Genomic DNA, 16,651 nt, shown 5'->3' with positions numbered 1-16,651 from the left:
GACCCGAACCACTTGATGTCGGTGCCGAATGTGCTTCCCAGCGCCGATACCGTCGTGCCGCCGACCGAGGAATAGTTGAGGTCCGCCTCGGCGCCGAGCACCGCCTGGTCGAATTGCCACAGGCCGGCGACGTGGCCGCCGACAAAACCGCCGTCAATGTCGGGCGCGATGGAAAATGGCGCACCTTCTGTCACCGATACATCGGATTGGCCCCAGCCATAGCCGGCCTGCAGACCAGCGTAATAGCCCGTCCAGTCGAATCCGGGCGCGGTCATTGGCACGTCGACCGCCGGGTCGGCTGCAAAAGCCGGCACGGCCAGAACGGCAAGGAAACCGGCACTAGCGACCATCAATCGACGCATCGAACTCCCCGAAATGACGGTTCAGAAAGATCCTCGTCAGAAGGATAACCGCATTCGCCGCAATCGCAATCCCCCTGTCGCCGTACAGAATCCTCTATTTGGCATCGATGAAGTCCAGCACAGCCTGGCTATATTCATCCGGCGCTTGCAGCATGGCGAAATGACTGGCGTTGGGCAGGACGATCAGCTTCGCACCTGGGATGGCGGAGGCGATATAGTCGGTGTGTTCGCGCTTGATCGCCTCATCGTGGTCGCCGGCAACGATCGCCGTCGGCGTGGTTATCTGGGCAAGCTGTTCCTTGCTCCACGCCGGCTCGCTCTCCCACATGTGGCTCATCTGCGCCACGAAGGCGTCATACTGGTCCGGTGTTTTCGACATCTTCTTGTAGTCGCGGCCGGAGCGGTCGATGTAGGCGGCAAAGGTCTTGTTGGTCATCACGCCCGGATCAAGGCCGTCGGTGGTTACGTTGGCGGCTTGCGCGAACAGCCTTGTCAGCCGCTCCGGATGATGCAGTGCGATGTCGATACCGATGATGCCGCCATCGCTCCAGCCGACAAGCGCGGTCTTGTCGATCTTCAGGTGGTCGAGCAGCGCCAGATAGTCCGATGCCATCAAGTCGTAGCCATAGGGCTGCTCGGTGCGGGTGGAGCGGCCGTGGCCACGGCTGTCGGCGACGATTACCTTGTGCGTCTTGGAAAGCGTGGCCACCTGGCTGGCCCAGATGTCGCCGTGGCCGAGGCCGCCGTGGATGAGCAGCACCGGATCGCCCGCGCCGAAAACGGCGTAGTACATCTGGATGCCGTTCACCGGCGCGTATCCGCTCTGATCGGGTTTGGGCATGGCCGCTGGTTCCGGCAAGGTCTGCCAACGCTCCTCGGCCACGGCAGAAGTGGTCGACGCTGCGAACAAGATAACGATGGCGAACGCTTTCCAAAAACGGGTCATGTCTTCCCTCATATGGTTCGGTTCGCGGTCAGCATCGCCTTCCAGCCGGATTAGTCAACAAGCTCGCCCTGACGCGGTATGTCGGACCGACGGCTCTGGCGGCGCCCGCCGACATTTGCGAGACTGGCGGCAACCGAGGAATCGCCAATGACGAAAGCAACGCCCGCAAAACCCAGACCGTGGACCGAGATGGCGACACATCTGGTCGATGTCGCCGTGGGGCGCAAACCCGCTGACCTGGTCGTGCGCAACGGCCGCTGGGTGAACGTTCATTCGGGCGAGATCATCGCCGGCACCGACATCGCCATTGCCGGCGGGCGCTTTGCCTATTGCGGGCCCAATGCCAGCCATGCAATCGGCCAGGGCACCAAGGTGGTCGATGCCGGCGGGCGTTATCTGGTGCCCGGCCTCTGCGACGCGCATATGCATGTCGAGAGCGGCATGGTGACGGTGACCGAGTTCTGCCGGGCCGTCATTCCGCACGGCACTACCTCGATGTTCATCGACCCGCATGAAATCGCCAATGTTCTGGGTCTGCCCGGCGTGCGGCTGATGCATGACGAAGCGGTCGCCATGCCCATCAACGTGCATGTGCAGATGCCGTCCTGCGTGCCTTCGGCGCCGGGGCTGGAACATGCCGGCGCCGAGCTGACGGTCGCCGATGTCGCGGAAGCGATGACCTGGGAGAACATTATCGGCCTGGGCGAAGTGATGAACTTTCCCGGCGTCGTCGCCAATGATCCGGTGATGTCGGGCGAGATCGCGGCGACGGTTCATGCAGGCAAGACGGTCGGCGGCCACTATGCCTCGCGCGATCTCGGCCTGCCGTTCCACGGCTACGTCGCCGGCGGCCCCGAGGACGATCATGAGGGCACGCGCGCCGAGGACGCCATCGCCCGCGTGCGCCAGGGCATGAAGGCGATGCTGCGGCTGGGCTCGGCCTGGTACGACGTTGCCTCGCAGATCAAGGCGGTGACGGAGAGCGGAATCGACCCGCGCAACTTCATCCTGTGCACCGACGACAGCCATTCCGGCACGCTGGTCCAGGAGGGCCATATGGACCGCGTGGTGCGCCACGCCATCCAACAGGGATTGAAGCCGGTGACGGCGATCCAGATGGCGACGCTCAACACCGCCCAGCATTTCAAACTGGAGCGCGAGATCGGCTCGATCGCGCCGGGCCGGCTGGCCGACCTGCTGATCGTCTCGGATCTCGCCGCAATGACCATCGACGAGGTCTATGCACGCGGCGTCAGGGTGGCCAAGGGCGGCAAGCTCGAAATCGACATTCCGGCCTATGATTACCCCCGGACGGCGAAGAACACCGTCAAGCTCGGCAAGAAGTTGAAGGGCGACGACTTCGATATCGCCGCCCCCAAGGGCGCCAACGAGGTTCGGGTGCGTGTCATCGGCGTCATCGAGAACCAGGCGCCGACGCGCGCGCTGGAGGCCGATCTGCCGGTCGAGGACGGGCTGGTCGCAATGGACCGCCGCAACGACATCTGCCAGATCGCGCTGGTCGAGCGTCACAGGGGCACGGGCGGCGTCACCAACGCCTTCGTTTCGGGCTTCGGCTATATGGGCGACTGCGCCATGGCGTCCAGCGTGGCGCATGACGCCCACCACATCATCTGCGTCGGCACCAACAAGCAGGACATGGCGCTGGCGGTAAACCGTCTGGGCGCGGTCGGTGGCGGCGTCGTGCTGTTCTCCAAGGGCAAGGAACTGGCGCTGGTCGAAATGCCGATCGCAGGCCTGATGTCGGACGAACGGGCGGAAATCGTCGCGGCCAAGGCCGAGAAGCTCACCGAGGCGATGCGCAAGATGGGCTGTTCGCTGAACAACGCCTACATGCAGCACTCGCTGCTGGCGCTGGTCGTCATTCCGGAGCTCAGGATCTCCGACGTCGGCCTGATCGATGTGACGACATTCCAGAAGGTCGATCTGTTCGTCTAGGATTGTTGATATTCAGGCCATGCCGGCCTGCAACTAGCGATTTTCTGCGCTTCCGGTGCTCACGTACTTAAGTACGCTCCGCTCCGGTTCTCGAAAACCACCACTTTCGGCTCGGCCTGACCCGAATCTCAACAATCCTAGGGCCAATGCCGCCCGCTGGCTCACCCGCCGGTGGCGATGGTCAGCACCTTGAACGGCGTGGTGATGACGATCTCTGCGACCGAGCCGACGGCCTTGCCAAGGCCCTGGCCGAGATTGTTGAGCTGTGTCGGGTCGGGTTCGTCCGAGGCGAGGCCCGCCGGCGCCCGCAGCCGGTCGCCGAGCAGTTGCACCAGCATCGGGTTGTCGGCGAATTTGGCGTGGTTGAGGCGGTCGCCGCCCTTGGCCTGGGAAAGATCGACCACCGACACGCCATAGCTGGCGAGGTCTGCAGCGTTGCCGTAGTCGCCGACGCGCGGCTTGTCGCCCGAGATCAGGGACGAGAGCTTGAGAGCCCGGTCATCCGCAGAGAGCAGGATGGCGAACGGCTTGTCGGGTTTGCCGTAGCGGATCATCTGCTTCTTGAAGACGTCGACATCGATGTCGGGCGAGGCCAGGATGACATAGCCGAGCTTGCCGCCGAGATCCCGGTCGCCGGTGATGGCAAGCTGGCGCAGCGCCTCCATGGTCACCCAGGTTCCCATCGAATGGGCGATGATGTCGATGCTCTTGACCTTGGTCTTGGCCAGCATCCTGAGCGTCGCCTCGAGGTCGTCGCGCGCTGCGTTGGCGCTTTCCTTGTCGTAGATGTAACCCGTGGTCTTGCCGCTCGAAGCCCAGGAGAACAGGACCGGGGTGCCGGGATATTTGGTGTCGTGGGCGATCTGCGTCAGCCGGTAGATGCCGTCGTCAAAACCGTTGTTGAAGCCGTGCACGAAAACCAGCGCACGGTCGCCGCGCATGGAAATGTCGGCGCCGACCGCTTTGGCGAACTGGGGCGCGCCCTCATAGAAAGTGACGTCCTTGGCGGTAAAATCCTTGGCAGGATTGCTGTTTGCCGATCCCTTGGCCCGCTCGATGGCGCCGACCTGATGGCTTTTGGGAACGGTGACGTCGACACGGGCAAAGCTGGTGGTCAGCGAGCGATCGCCGTCGTAAACCTGTCGCGGCTCTTTTGTTGCCCTCTGGCGGGTGGTGGCGACGAAGATTTCATGCGTGGCCGCGATGTCGGATGCGGGCACCGAGACCGTCGTCCTGTTGAGCAGGTCGTGCGTTTTTCCGCCAGCGCAGCCGGTGACAGCGAGCGCCAATGCAACGACGAGGTAGCTCTTCGAACGCACGGTCACACGCAGGCTCCCGCCAAAGGGGACGTCAAACGCGTGACGTCGCTGGCTATTCCGATAAGGCCAGAGACCGGCGCGGTCCAGTTCAAAGTGAATCCATACGTCCGCGATGCCGGGCAGGCATGGCCGCGAGACCGCACCTATTGGCCAAGCAGGCTGATGCGGTCGGTGACATCACGGTCGCTGGCAAAGCCGTCATCCTCGCGCAGCCGCTGGCCGATCATCTTCACCAGCGTCGGATTGTCGGCGAACTTCGTATGGTTGAAGCTGTCCGATCCCTTGACCTTGGACAGGTCGACGACCGTCACGCCATAAGAGGCAAGATCGGCGGCATCCTTGTAGTCGCCGACACGCGGCCGTGAACCGGCGATCAGGCCGGAGAGCCGCAGCGCGCGGTCGTCGTCCGATAACAGCAGGATGAACGGCTTGTCGGGCTTGCCATAGCGCCGCATCTGGCTCTTGAACACGTCGACATCGATGTCGGGCGAGGCCAGCACCACGTCGCCGAGCTTACCGCCGAGATCGCGATCGCCGGTGATGGCCATCTGGCGCAGCGTTTCCATGGTGACCCAGGTTCCGAGCGAATGTGCGACGATGTCGATGCGCCGCGCGCCGGACTGCTCCAGCATCCTGAGCGTCACCTCCAACTGGTCGCGGGCAGCGCTGGCGCTTTCCTTGTCATAGACATAGTCGGTGGTCCTGGCGCCCGATGCCCAGGAAAACAGCACTGGCGTGCCGGGATAGCCGGAATCATGGACGATCTGGGTCAGGCGATAGACGGCGGCATCGAAGCCGGTGTTGTAGCCATGCACGAAGACCATGACGCGGCCGCCGCGCGCCGCGATGTCGGCGTTGAGCGCGCTGGAGAATTTCGGCTGCGTGTCGTAGCCGACGACCTCGGAAGCCATGAAATATTTGGCCGGGTCGTCCGACTTGCCGCGCGAGCGGCGCTCGATCTGGCCGGTCTTGTGAAGCCCCGGAACGGTGACGTTGACGCGGGCATAGTTCAGCGTCGCCGACCGTTCGCCGTCGAAAACCTTGTTGGGATCGTCGGATTTCTTGCGCGTCGTGGCGATGAAGATCGAGTGGTTGCCGGCGATCTCCGTCACCGGCGCCGACACCATGGCGCTGCCAAGCAATTCCTGTGTTTGCTGGCCGGCGCAGCCGGCGACGAACAAGGCCAGGACAACGGTAAAAATCTTCTTCAAAGGCACGCCTGAATTTCCAACTCCGGCCGAAAGGCCTGTCTATCCTCACGATACCTCCCGGACAGGCAGAGTGCGGCAGAACTAAGTCCTGTCGAGTCGAAATGTGATCGGCGCCCCGCTGCGGCCATCGCAGTGTTGCGCGAAAGCCAAAATGGCGGGAAACGGCTGCGTGATGTGCGCAATGAGCGGCGTCGCCGCCGGCCCTCCAATCCCCGCAGAGATAGCGATTTCATACCGCCCGATGCGAGGGGGTATGAGAATGCACCCGCAAGTAGCTGAAAATATTTCGCAAAATTTCCGCCCGGAAGGACGTAAATGATGGACGATGGCGCTGGGGAGCCGGATATGTGATAGGCGGGCTCGCGCCGCACCTGGTCATGGCGCTCAACAACCGAACGTTCGCGACCCGATTAATGATAGAGATCCGCGGACAGCATGCAACGCAAGGTGATTTTCCCCAGGGGTGGTTTCCGATGAACAGTTTCTCTTCCCGCGTTGCTGCCGCTGCCGCCGCGATCCGCCAGATCTTCCCTGAAACGCCGCTACAGGAAAACGACTATCTGTCGAAAAAGACCGGTGCGCGGGTGCTGTTGAAGCGCGAGGATCTGTCGCCGGTCCGCTCCTACAAGATCCGCGGCGCCTTCAATTTCTTCCGCAAGACACTGGCGGCCGGCAACGAGGCCGAACTGTTCGTCTGCGCGTCCGCCGGCAACCACGCGCAGGGCTTTGCTTTCGTCTGCCGCCATTTCGGCAGGCGAGGCGTCGTGTTCATGCCGGTGACGACGCCGCAGCAGAAGATCGACAAGACCAGGCTGTTCGGCGGCGATTTCATCGAGATCAGACTGGTCGGCGATTTCTTCGACGATTGCTATCGCGCTGCCCTGGAATTCACCGACAGTTCCGGCGCCCATATGGTGCCGCCTTTCGATCACAAGGACATCATCGAGGGCCAGGCAACCGTCGCCTACGAGATCGCGGACCAGATGCCGGGCGCCCGCATGCCCGATATCGTCATGCTGCCGGTCGGCGGTGGCGGACTTGCCGCGGGCGTCACCCACTATTTCGCCGATCAGGGCAGGGAAGCACGCTTCGTCTTCTGCGAACCGGCAGGCGCGCCGAGCCTGCGCGAGAGCCTCGCGGCGGGGAAACGGCTCAAGCTCGCCAAGGTCGATAATTTCGTCGATGGCGCCGCGGTGGCCGAGATCGGCCGCGAGCCGTTGCGTCATCTCAAGGATTTTCCGGCCGACACGGTGCGGCTAATCCCGGAAAATAGGCTCTGCGCCACCATGATCGAGATGCTCAACGTCGAAGGCGTCGTGCTGGAGCCGGCTGGCGCGTTGGCGATCGATGCGCTCAAGGATTTCTCCAAGAAGGAGATCAGGGGCAAGACAATCGTCGCCGTGGTTTCGGGCGGCAATTTCGATTTCGAGCGGCTTCCGGACGTCAAGGAACGGGCGTTGCGCTTCGAGGGTTTGAAGAAATACTTCATCATCCGTTTTCCGCAGCGGCCGGGCGCGCTGCGCGATTTCCTCGAACTGCTCGGACCCGACGACGACATCGCCCGTTTCGAATATCTGAAGAAATCGGCGCGCAATTTTGGTTCGGTGCTGATCGGCATCGAAACCAGGGACCGTCGCAATTTCGATCTGCTCAAGGCGAAGTTCGAGGCCGAGGGCGTCCAGTATCAGGACATCACCGACAACGAGACACTGGCCGGGTTCATCATATGAGCGATCGAATGATTGATCCGGGAAAAGTCTTCGTCGCGCTGTTTTCGGGCATCAATGTCGGCGGCAACCGCATCGTCAAGATGGCGGAGCTGCGGTCGTTCTTCGAGGGCCTCGGCTTTTCCGACGTCGCCACCTACGTGCAGAGCGGCAATGCCGTGTTCCGGGCGAAGAAAGGCGACGCGGCGGCACTGGCGAACCTGCTCGAAGCAGCCTTCGAGACGAAATGGGGGTTCCATTCGCGCATCGTGGTGCGCGATCTCTCCTGGTTCGAGAAGCTGGTGCGCGAAAATCCCTATCCGGAAATTGCCGCGGACCACACGAAGCTGCACGCCTATGTGCTGGAACGCGAGCCGACCGCCGATGAGGTGGCGCGGCTGACCGAAAAGTGCACCGGCCCCGAACGCTTCGCGATCAAGGGCGATGTGCTCTACCTCAGCGCACCGAATGGGCTGGGCAAATCGGTGTTTGCCGGGCTGATCCCGCGCACGCTGAAAGTGCCGGGTACCGCGCGCAATTGGCGCTCGGTGCAGGCGCTGCTGGAGATGGCCGCACACGCCGGTTAGAAGTAGTTGGCCGGCTAGGCGGAAGTTGGTTTCCAGTCGAAGGTCAGTTCTTCGCGGAAAGCAAAGCGCTTGATGTGATCGGCGACAACGCTTTCCAGGCGCTCGATCGATCCTGCTTCGTCAGTCGACACCGTGACATGCAGCGCTGCGGCATCGGCAGCCATGACGGTACGGCCCATTGAGAGATCGATGGTGCCATGGGTGGGATCGAACTCGACCGGGAATTTGTGTGCCCAGTGCTTGCACAACTGCTGCAGGTAGCGGCTGGCATGTTCGGTGGCGACGTCGGCATGGCTGGTCGGCATGAATTCTCCTGGGCAAGCGCCTTTTGCATGGCTGGGCGCCGGCCCAAGCCTGGCGCCTCAGCCAGACAGATAGGCGCCGCCCCTGAAAAACCAAACGGTAGCGGGGCCGTCAGCCTGGCATTGTCCGCTCAAGACAGCGTGATCGGCTACCAGCTTCCGGTGTTCGCCATCGAAGCCCAAGGCTCGGCCTTGGCCTTGGCCGGGCCTTTCTGCAAAAGCTCGATCGAGATGCCGTCCGGCGACTTGACGAAAGCCATGTTGCCGTCGCGCGGCGGCCGGTTGATGGTGACGCCATTGTCCATCAGATGCTGGCAGGTGGCGTAGATGTCGTCGACCTCATAAGCGAGGTGGCCGAAATTGCGCCCGCCCTTGTAGTCTTCGGGATCCCAATTGTAGGTCAGTTCGACCAGCGGTGCCTTTTCATTGATGCCGCTCTCCTCGTCTTCCGGTGCGGCGAGGAAGATCAGCGTGAAGCGGCCCTGCTCGTTTTCGTAGCGGCGCACTTCCTTGAGGCCGAGCTTATTGCAGTAGAAGTCGAGCGAGGCATCGACGTCGGCGACACGGATCATGGTGTGCAGATAGCGCATGTGATTTCCTCGATAAATTGCGTTGCGGCGCAACATAGGGTCGGCCCTGTCAAAGGGCAATCGTGCGGCGGTGCGCAATGCCGGCAAAGAACAAATCCGGTATTGCCCCAATGAACCGTGAAAAAAGGCACGGCAGGTCTTGCACACACCGGAAGCCGCAGTGTTAATCTGTTGGCAAGAATCAGTTGCGGTGTTCTTGAAAAGAGGGGGCATTCTTATGGGGGAAAAGGCCTCTTTCATGGGGCGGGACGGAACCCTTGGCGACGCCTTGCAGCGTGACGAAGGCGGCGACGCTTCTGATCTGCTCGAAGTAGCCGGCGCCATCAAGTGGTTCGATGTGGCCAAGGGTTATGGTTTCATCCTCCCGGATGACGGCATCTCGGGCGACATCCTCCTCCATGTGACATGTCTTCGAAGAGACGGCTTTCAGACGGCCCTGGAAGGCGCGCGTGTGGTCTGCCTCGTCAAGCATGGCGAGCGCGGATTGCAGGCCTTCCGTGTGCTCTCCATGGATGTCACCACCGCGGTCCACCCGGCCGAGATGCAGGAGCAGCGCACCCATGTCGCGGTGACGCCGGAGAGCGGTCTCGAACGCGCCTTGGTGAAATGGTTCAACCGCACCAAGGGGTTTGGTTTTCTCACCCGCGGCGAGGGTACCGAGGATATCTTCGTCCATATGGAGACCTTGCGCCGTTACGGTATCACCGAGCTTCGGCCCGGACAGGTCGTGCTGGTTCGTTTCGGGCGCGGCGACAAAGGCCTTATGGCCGCCGAAATTCACCCCGATATGGGGACCTTGCCGGTCTCGCACTAAGGCGTTTCCGGCCGAGGATCTCGAATGGCTTACAGGAACTGGCTGACCGCGGGCGCGATGTGCGCGATTGCCTTCATCGCCGCCGCCGGTGGTTACTTCTATTCCGAAAAGCCGACCTCGGCGGACAGCCGGGCAATGATCCTTCCGGCCGATCCGGCGCCATTGGTCGTGGTGACGAAAGGCGGTGATCGCTCTTTCTCCATCGAAGTCGCCGACACCGCCGCGGAGCGCGAGGCTGGCTTGATGTATCGCCAGGATATGGCGGACAACCACGGCATGCTGTTCGTCTTCGAGGTCCAGCAGCAGGTTGGCTTCTGGATGCACAACACCCCGATGCCGCTTGATCTGATTTTTGTCGGCCAGGATGGCAAGATCCGGGCGGTCAAGCACGGCGAGCCGCAATCAGACGCCGTCATTTCGCCTGGTGTACCGGTGCGTTTCGTGCTTGAGCTCAAGGCAGGCACTGCCGCCAGGAACGGCATCGAGTATGGCGACCTTTTGCGCCATCCGGCGGTGGGCACGGTGTCCGGCCCCGGCATGCCACCAGCCGACAATGGCGATGCACCCAATGGCGGTGGCGGTTGAGCACACAGGCGGGATCGCAGATGCAGTCTTTCACCCATGACGGCTTCGACCTTGCCTTCCTCGACCGCCAGCCGGAATCGGGCGAGGGCGATCCGGTGCTGATGATCCACGGCTTCGCTTCGAGCCACTATGTCAACTGGGTGTCGCCCGGCTGGTTCAAGACGCTGAACGATGCCGGTTACCGCGCCATCGCCTTTGACAATCGCGGCCACGGCGCGTCGTCCAAGAGCTATGATGAGGCGGACTATACGCCGGTCAAGATGGCCTCCGATGCCACTGCCTTGCTCGACCATCTCGGCATCGAGCGCGCCCACGTCATGGGTTATTCGATGGGCGCGCGCATCGCGGCGTTCATGGCGCTGTCCGATCCGGACAAGGTGGCGACGCTGGTCTTCGGCGGCCTCGGCATCGGCATGATCGACGGTGTCGGCGATTGGGATCCGATTGCCGACGCGCTGCTTGCCGAAGATCCGGCCGCGACCAGCCATCCGCGCGGCCGGTCGTTTCGCGCCTTCGCCGACCAGACCCGCAGCGATCGCCGTGCCTTGGCGGCTTGCATCGCCAAATCGCGCGAATTGCTGAGCGAGCAGGATGTTGCCCGCATCGCCCAGCCGACGCTGGTCGCCGTCGGAACCACCGACGACATAGGCGGCTCGCCCGATGAGCTTGCAGCGTTGATGCCGAACGCCAGCGCTTTTCATATCGAGGGCCGGGACCATATGCTGGCCGTCGGGGACAAGACCTTCAAGCAGCGCGTGCTGGAGTTCTATGCCGAAAATCCGCTCTGAGCGGAGGGCCAGGGCAGCGAGAAGCAGTGCCGTAGTCGGGGACGAGGCTGCTTGGCATCGTGATAGGCGCTTATCCTGATTGTCCTTAGCCGTTTGCAAGGGCCGCCAGCGATCGCGCGATGTTTTCCCGGGCCTGCGGTTCGAAGCGCTGGCGAAACTCTTGCGTGTGGAAGATATGCGGGCGGGCGAGGAAACTCTTCAAGACCGCACTGCGTCCGGCTCGCCACATCGGCTCCTCCACCCAGTGGTACTCGCGCCGCACGGCGCGCTCATAGGCGTCGAAGGCGTCCGGTGCGGCACCCAGGATCGACAGGTCCATATCCAGGAAAAGACTTGCGTCCCGTGTGGCCGTCGCGTCGTCGAACGGCGGCACCTGGTGCGTGGCGGTGGCGACGATCATTGCCGAGATGCGGTTGATACGTGAAGGATCTGCGCGGCCCGCCAGCTTTTTTTCGGCAAGGGCGGCACTTTGCGCCTCATTGTCCTTGGCCTTGCTGTCATAGACGGCATCGTGGAACCAGATCGCCGCTTCGATCGCCTCGGGATCGGCCAGCAACCTTCGATAGTCGCCAGCCAGCGCCAGCATCGCCTCGATATGGGCAAGGTTGTGGTAGTGGCGGCCCTGTGCCCGGTAGAGCCCTGAGAGCTCGCTTTTCAGCGCGTCGTCGATCAAGGGTTCGTTTTCCATGGCTGCTTGAATTCCCGCGAACCAAATCCATTTGACAAAGCACTAAGGAAAATTGAGTTCAATCGTGCTATGATCTGGCTTATATGTGCGGCCAGGCAACAGGCAAGCACAACAGGCAGGCCAGGCAGGACGCAGGACGAGACGGCGATGAACAGCATCAGCATTTCCCGACACAGCGCATTGAAGCCGGTCGATCCGATCTGGCGTTCGATCCGGGACGAGGCCATGGAGGCTGTCAACCGCGACCCGCTGCTCGCTGCATTTCTCTATTCGACCATCCTCAACCAGGACAGCCTGGAAGAAGCAGTCATTCATCGGCTGGCCGAGCGGCTGGCGCACCAGGACATCGGCTCCGATCTCATCCGCCAGACCTTCAAGTCCATGCTGGCCGACGACAAGGAGTGGCCGACGACGGTACGTGTCGACATCCAGGCCTATTACGATCGCGATCCTGCCTGCGACCGCTTCATCATGCCGGTGCTCTATTTCAAGGGGTTCCACGCCATCCAGACCCATCGGCTGGCGCATTGGCTGTGGAACCAGGGGCGCAAGGATTTCGCGCTCTATCTGCAGAGCCGCTCGTCCTCGGTCTTCCAGACCGACATCAACCCGGCCGCCCGCATCGGCAAGGGCATCTTCATCGACCACGCAACCGGCCTCGTGGTCGGCGAGACCGCGGTCATCGAGGATGACGTGTCGATCCTGCATGGCGTGACGCTGGGCGGCACCGGCAAGGCCGGCGGCGACCGCCACCCCAAGATCCGCTACGGCGTGCTGATCGGCGCCGGCGCCAAGATCCTCGGCAACATCGAAATCGGCCATTGCTCGAAGATCGCGGCAGGCTCGGTGGTGCTGTCGCCCGTACCTCACAACAAGACGGTTGCCGGCGTGCCGGCCCGCGTCGTCGGCGAGACCGGCTGCGATCAGCCGTCGCGCCAGATGGACCAGCTTTTGCCGTCGCAGACGATGGATCAGGTCGTCAGTTTCGACATCTGACCGTCATATGTCCGCTGCCTGAGGCCGTGGGCAGACATGGGCGATTGTTCTCGCCCAAGGTCTTTTGAGATTCAGGTCAGGCCGAGCCGAAAATGGTGGGTTCCGAGAACCGGAGCGGAGCGTACGTTTGGGTACGTGAGCACAGTTCTACCGCGACGCGGTAGAACGGGGAAGCGCAGGAAACCGCCATTTGCAGGCCGGCCTCACGTGAATATCAACAGACCTTAATCAGGCCGCTTGCCTTTACATCGCCATTGTCGACGTGCCAGAAGCGCGTTCGAACGAGCAAGCCCGATGATCGGAGAAGACTGTTGAAGCCGGACGAAATCAGAAAGCTGGACGCCTATTTCAAGCGCGTCTTCCAAAACCCCAAGCTTGAGGTCAAGGCGCGGCCGCGCAAGGACGATTCGGCCGAGGTCTATGTCGGCGACGAATTCCTCGGCATCGTCTTCAAGGACGAGGACGACGGCGACTACAATTTTTCGATGGCGATTCTCGACATCGATCTGGCCTGAGCCAGCAAATCTTGCGGTCGGCCGGCTCATGCGGCCGGCCAGCCGGTTCCCTTGAAGCGTTCTTAACGTCCCGCCTTCAGAACGCGCCCGGCTTCGGTGGCGATTGCCGCGTCGAGCGCCTGCCAATCGCCCAGAAACTCCCTTGGGAAGCGATAGGTGAGGCTGAGTTCGTCGCCGACCTGGATGTCGCGCTCGCAAGGCGCCAGCGATTGGTCGGCACTCGGCCCGCTCAGGCAACGGGCCACGAACGGCTCCTTGCCGGGGCGATTGCCGACAACCAGCACCTCGTTCAGATAGCCTGATTTCTCGTTGAAACCATAAATCATCGTGCCGCCAGGCCCGGCAGTGCCGGGTCGGGTGATCAGCGCGCTGTAGATCGGCGCGAAGCGGCCGCTCATGTCACGCGACATCATCTGCTGTTCGAAGGACAGGAAGACGATGCTTTTGGCTGTTCCCGTATGGTTGAAATCATCCCGCGCGGCCTCGCTGTAGCCGTCCATCTGGGGATAGCGCAGATAGAGGTCGAGCCGCGAGGCGATGCCGTCGCGCCGGGCCTGGGCGAAACGGATGGCATTGGCCGGGACCGTGATGACATTGTTGCCGATCACCACCTGGTGGGCCGTTGCGTCGTCGGTGTATCCGGCCATGGCGATCGAATGGCCGAACCATTTGCCGGCAAGGCTGATCGCCACCGACAACAGGGCGAGCGCCGCGAACCCGTAGAGCACCCGCTTCATCAGCGTGGAATCGACCACGGTGAGTTCGTTGGCGAGCGCTGCCTGCTTCATCTCAGTCCTCGGATCTCGGGCCGCCCGTCCGCCTCCAGTGTCCCCGGGCGGCACACATCGCACGGCATGGCTCTTGCAGCCTGCATGGAACGACTGTGCAATTTCATGGTAAACGGAAAGTTAAGATGGGACCGCTGGAACTCACACTCTTTGCTTTTGCCGTCGGGTTGACGGCCTGCGGGCTGGCCGGATCGGCCATGGAACTGGTGTCGGGCCGCAAGGTCGCCTTCACCGAACCCTATGTGTCGCCGTCACATGTCTTGCGCTCGCTGCTCGCCACGGCCTGTGCGGGACCGTTCATGCTGGTCAACGACGCCATCGATGCCCGGCGTCAGCGCCGCATTTCAACGTTGGCGCTGATGTCCTGCGGCTGCACGGCAATTGCGTGGACCTTGGCGCTGGGCGTCGTCGTGCTTGCCATTGCCTCATGGTCGGTCCGTCTCCTAGGGTCCGAGCTGCCAGGCTGAGACGATTCGGAGACCAGAAATGCCGCTTTATGCGATCGATGGAACAGAGCCCAGCTTCGCCGATGCGGACTCGAACTGGATCGCGCCCGATGCGACGCTGATCGGCGACGTCAGGGTCGGACGCAATGCCGGCTTCTGGTTCGGCGCCGTCATCCGCGGCGACAATGAGCCCATCGTCATCGGTGCCGACACCAACGTGCAGGAACATACGGTCATGCACACCGATCCCGGTTTTCCGCTGACGATCGGCGAAGGCTGCACGATCGGCCACCGCGCCTTGCTGCATGGCTGCACGATCGGCGACAACAGCCTGATCGGCATGGGCGCCATCGTGCTGAACGGCGCGAAAATCGGCAGGAATTGCCTGGTCGGCGCCGGTGCGCTGGTTACCGAGGGCAAGGAATTCCCGGACAATTCGCTGATCGTCGGCTCGCCCGCCAAGGCGATCAGGGTGCTGGACGACGCGGCCGTGGCAAGGTTGCGCGGCTCGGCGGCGCATTATGTCGCCAACGGCAAGCGCTTCAAGGCGGGGTTGAAGAAGGTTTGAGGCTAGCCTGGCATTTGCTGGTTTCTTAGCGCCTCAACTCACTGTCCGTCAGTTGCGCCCAGCCATCGCATCGCGCAGCAAGGAAGCACCGCCTTCAAAGCCGGCAATCTCGGCTTCCTTGATCGCGGTCCTGTAGTCATCGATGCGGGTTTCGAGCGCCGGGTCGGCGCCCGCCGCCAAAAGCAGGCGGATCGCATCGACACTGCGGATGGCCACCGAATAGTGCAGCGGAGTCCAGTCGTTGACGCCCCGCATGTTGGGGTCGGCGCCAGCTTCGATCAGCACCCGCACGATGTCCAGCCTATTGGCGCGATCGGTGGACAGCGCCGCAATGATGGACGGAAACCCGCCATGATCCTGATAATTCGGATCCGAGCCCGCCTCCAGCAAGATCGAGATGAAGCTGACGGGGCTCCAATAGATCGCATATTCCAGCGGATGCCCAAGGCCGAACTCAAACGGCATGCGCTCGTCGAACCATCGGGAAGAGCCGCCCAAGGCTAGACCGAGGCCGTCGAAGTCGCCGGCCTTGAAGGCATCGTCGATCGCCTTGAAGAGGCGATGACGCTCGCATCGATCTTCCGGGATTTCCAACATCGCCGTGTTCCAGAAGGCGGAAACCAACGGCCTATATTGCCCCGATCCCCTGCGCGTGGAAAGGCGGTCGTCCGATGCGTCCAGTAGGTCGACGATGCGCATACCATTTCACTGATATAAGTCATCGCTGAATAATAATCTGCATCGCGGAGGTAGCTTTCCGGCATGCCATTCCAGCTCAGTGAGCAAACGCAGCAAATTCTTTCGCTAATTTGCATTCTGTTAGCTGGCGTCTTCATTGGTATGGCCTTGGAACGTCTCCTATCGAGGAAACGGAGGCAGGCATGGAGGGAGAGCAATAGCAGGCGCTGGGCGAGAGAGCGCAGAGGGGGCGACATTCTTAGCGGCCTATGGGTTGCCCCGAAGCCTGTTTCCGCGCCACCGAAACCGACTGATCCTGCTGACCAGTTGCGGATCGTCATGGGTGCGAGCTTCACTATTCAACCGCTCCTCAACAGGAGTGAAGTGCGCGTCTTCAAGGAACTTGATCGCATGGTGATCAGCTGCAATCCGGGATGGCAGGTGATGGCCCAAGTGTCACTGGGCGAAATTTTGCGCAGCGCGAACGCTGACGCCTACAGCTGCATCAACTCGAAACGAGTGGACCTTCTTCTTGTGGACGAGACTTGTCTGCCTCGACATGCGCTCGAATACCAAGGCCATGCGCATCACCAAGGCACAGCAGCAGCACGTGATGCGGTCAAAAAGGAAGCGCTGCGACGTGCTGGCATCAGTTACCATGAGATCGTCGGCGGTCACACGACACCTTCGGAACTCAGGCGACTGGTTGAGAGGCTGGTGGACAAGCCCACCGCACCGCAATAGCTGACCTTTTGCAACGCAGATTTCTCGGAACCTGATTGGTTTTCGAACGGCCATAGCCAGAA

The 16,651-nt window shown here is 62.1% G+C and carries 19 protein-coding genes and 1 pseudogene; 11 read left to right on the top strand and 9 right to left on the bottom strand.

Annotated elements, in window-relative coordinates:
• Both EN932_RS12190 and EN932_RS12185 read right to left on the bottom strand, forming a co-directional pair.
• A pseudogene (locus EN932_RS12190) lies at positions 1-362 on the bottom strand (porin family protein); the annotation flags it as partial.
• Positions 363-456: 94 nt separating this feature from the next.
• The gene (locus tag EN932_RS12185; protein ID WP_127369395.1) at positions 457-1,308 is read right to left on the bottom strand and encodes an alpha/beta fold hydrolase; all 852 of its coding nucleotides are present in this window, start codon (positions 1,306-1,308) and stop codon (positions 457-459) included.
• Between the two features lie 147 nt (positions 1,309-1,455).
• On the opposite strand from EN932_RS12185, the gene ade reads away from it, so the two are divergent.
• Positions 1,456-3,264, top strand: a complete 1,809-nt coding sequence (gene ade, locus EN932_RS12180; protein WP_127369396.1) for an adenine deaminase — start codon at positions 1,456-1,458, stop codon at positions 3,262-3,264.
• A 161-nt stretch (positions 3,265-3,425) separates the two neighbouring features.
• Here the strand turns inward: ade and EN932_RS12175 are convergent, their stop codons facing one another.
• Positions 3,426-4,589, bottom strand: coding sequence for an alpha/beta hydrolase (locus EN932_RS12175; protein ID WP_024503865.1), 1,164 nt, complete (start codon positions 4,587-4,589; stop codon positions 3,426-3,428).
• Positions 4,590-4,726: 137 nt separating this feature from the next.
• A complete protein-coding gene (locus EN932_RS12170) occupies positions 4,727-5,800 on the bottom strand; it encodes an alpha/beta hydrolase (RefSeq protein WP_013531324.1) in 1,074 nt (357 codons plus the stop codon).
• Positions 5,801-6,267: 467 nt separating this feature from the next.
• Here EN932_RS12170 and ilvA point away from each other — a divergent pair, with 467 nt between their 5' ends.
• Positions 6,268-7,524: a threonine ammonia-lyase IlvA gene (ilvA, locus tag EN932_RS12165; RefSeq protein ID WP_024503866.1), complete on the top strand. Its 1,257-nt coding sequence runs from the start codon at positions 6,268-6,270 to the stop codon at positions 7,522-7,524.
• Between the two features lie 8 nt (positions 7,525-7,532).
• On the top strand, positions 7,533-8,087 hold the full coding sequence (locus tag EN932_RS12160; protein WP_128368855.1) for a DUF1697 domain-containing protein: 555 nt from the start codon (positions 7,533-7,535) through the stop codon (positions 8,085-8,087).
• Between the two features lie 14 nt (positions 8,088-8,101).
• Here the strand turns inward: EN932_RS12160 and EN932_RS12155 are convergent, their stop codons facing one another.
• Complete coding sequence (locus EN932_RS12155) at positions 8,102-8,392, bottom strand: DUF2218 domain-containing protein (RefSeq protein ID WP_027160411.1); 291 nt, start codon at positions 8,390-8,392, stop codon at positions 8,102-8,104.
• A gap of 146 nt (positions 8,393-8,538) precedes the next feature.
• Positions 8,539-8,979, bottom strand: a complete 441-nt coding sequence (gloA, locus tag EN932_RS12150) for a lactoylglutathione lyase (RefSeq protein ID WP_063172309.1) — start codon at positions 8,977-8,979, stop codon at positions 8,539-8,541.
• Positions 8,980-9,217: 238 nt separating this feature from the next.
• On the opposite strand from gloA, the gene EN932_RS12145 reads away from it, so the two are divergent.
• Genes EN932_RS12145 through EN932_RS12135 form a run of 3 tightly spaced genes read left to right on the top strand, consistent with a single transcriptional unit; the run spans position 9,218 to position 11,166 of the window.
• Positions 9,218-9,793 (top strand): cold-shock protein, encoded by a 576-nt coding sequence (locus tag EN932_RS12145; RefSeq protein WP_174564974.1) that lies wholly within the window; start codon positions 9,218-9,220, stop codon positions 9,791-9,793.
• A gap of 24 nt (positions 9,794-9,817) precedes the next feature.
• The gene (locus EN932_RS12140) at positions 9,818-10,378 is read left to right on the top strand and encodes a DUF192 domain-containing protein (protein ID WP_027160409.1); all 561 of its coding nucleotides are present in this window, start codon (positions 9,818-9,820) and stop codon (positions 10,376-10,378) included.
• 20 nt (positions 10,379-10,398) lie between these two features.
• Positions 10,399-11,166, top strand: a complete 768-nt coding sequence (locus EN932_RS12135) for an alpha/beta hydrolase (RefSeq protein WP_164753911.1) — start codon at positions 10,399-10,401, stop codon at positions 11,164-11,166.
• An 85-nt stretch (positions 11,167-11,251) separates the two neighbouring features.
• Here the strand turns inward: EN932_RS12135 and EN932_RS12130 are convergent, their stop codons facing one another.
• Complete coding sequence (locus EN932_RS12130; RefSeq protein WP_013531332.1) at positions 11,252-11,854, bottom strand: hypothetical protein; 603 nt, start codon at positions 11,852-11,854, stop codon at positions 11,252-11,254.
• A 147-nt stretch (positions 11,855-12,001) separates the two neighbouring features.
• Here EN932_RS12130 and cysE point away from each other — a divergent pair, with 147 nt between their 5' ends.
• A complete protein-coding gene (cysE, locus tag EN932_RS12125; protein ID WP_013531333.1) occupies positions 12,002-12,850 on the top strand; it encodes a serine O-acetyltransferase in 849 nt (282 codons plus the stop codon).
• 311 nt (positions 12,851-13,161) lie between these two features.
• On the top strand, positions 13,162-13,365 hold the full coding sequence (locus EN932_RS12120) for a DUF3126 family protein (protein WP_013531334.1): 204 nt from the start codon (positions 13,162-13,164) through the stop codon (positions 13,363-13,365).
• 62 nt (positions 13,366-13,427) lie between these two features.
• On the opposite strand, the gene EN932_RS12115 is transcribed toward EN932_RS12120, so the two are convergent.
• Positions 13,428-14,153, bottom strand: a complete 726-nt coding sequence (locus tag EN932_RS12115) for a hypothetical protein (protein ID WP_024503873.1) — start codon at positions 14,151-14,153, stop codon at positions 13,428-13,430.
• Positions 14,154-14,278: 125 nt separating this feature from the next.
• Here EN932_RS12115 and EN932_RS12110 point away from each other — a divergent pair, with 125 nt between their 5' ends.
• Positions 14,279-14,620 (top strand): hypothetical protein, encoded by a 342-nt coding sequence (locus tag EN932_RS12110; RefSeq protein ID WP_013531336.1) that lies wholly within the window; start codon positions 14,279-14,281, stop codon positions 14,618-14,620.
• 19 nt (positions 14,621-14,639) lie between these two features.
• Positions 14,640-15,167 carry a gamma carbonic anhydrase family protein gene (locus EN932_RS12105; protein ID WP_027160406.1) on the top strand — a complete coding sequence of 176 codons (528 nt, stop codon included), beginning with the start codon at positions 14,640-14,642 and terminating at the stop codon, positions 15,165-15,167.
• Positions 15,168-15,215: 48 nt separating this feature from the next.
• On the opposite strand, the gene EN932_RS12100 is transcribed toward EN932_RS12105, so the two are convergent.
• Positions 15,216-15,764, bottom strand: a complete 549-nt coding sequence (locus EN932_RS12100; protein WP_027160405.1) for an ankyrin repeat domain-containing protein — start codon at positions 15,762-15,764, stop codon at positions 15,216-15,218.
• Positions 15,765-15,929: 165 nt separating this feature from the next.
• Between EN932_RS12100 and EN932_RS12095 the strand changes: the two genes are divergently transcribed.
• Positions 15,930-16,589 (top strand): DUF2726 domain-containing protein, encoded by a 660-nt coding sequence (locus EN932_RS12095; RefSeq protein WP_027160404.1) that lies wholly within the window; start codon positions 15,930-15,932, stop codon positions 16,587-16,589.
• Positions 16,590-16,651 lie beyond the last annotated feature (62 nt).

The sequence above is a fragment of the Mesorhizobium sp. M7A.F.Ca.US.002.01.1.1 genome (assembly GCF_004022955.1).
Classification (GTDB): Bacteria; Pseudomonadota; Alphaproteobacteria; order Rhizobiales; family Rhizobiaceae; genus Mesorhizobium; species Mesorhizobium ciceri.
This window is presented reverse-complemented; position numbering and strand designations above follow the sequence as displayed.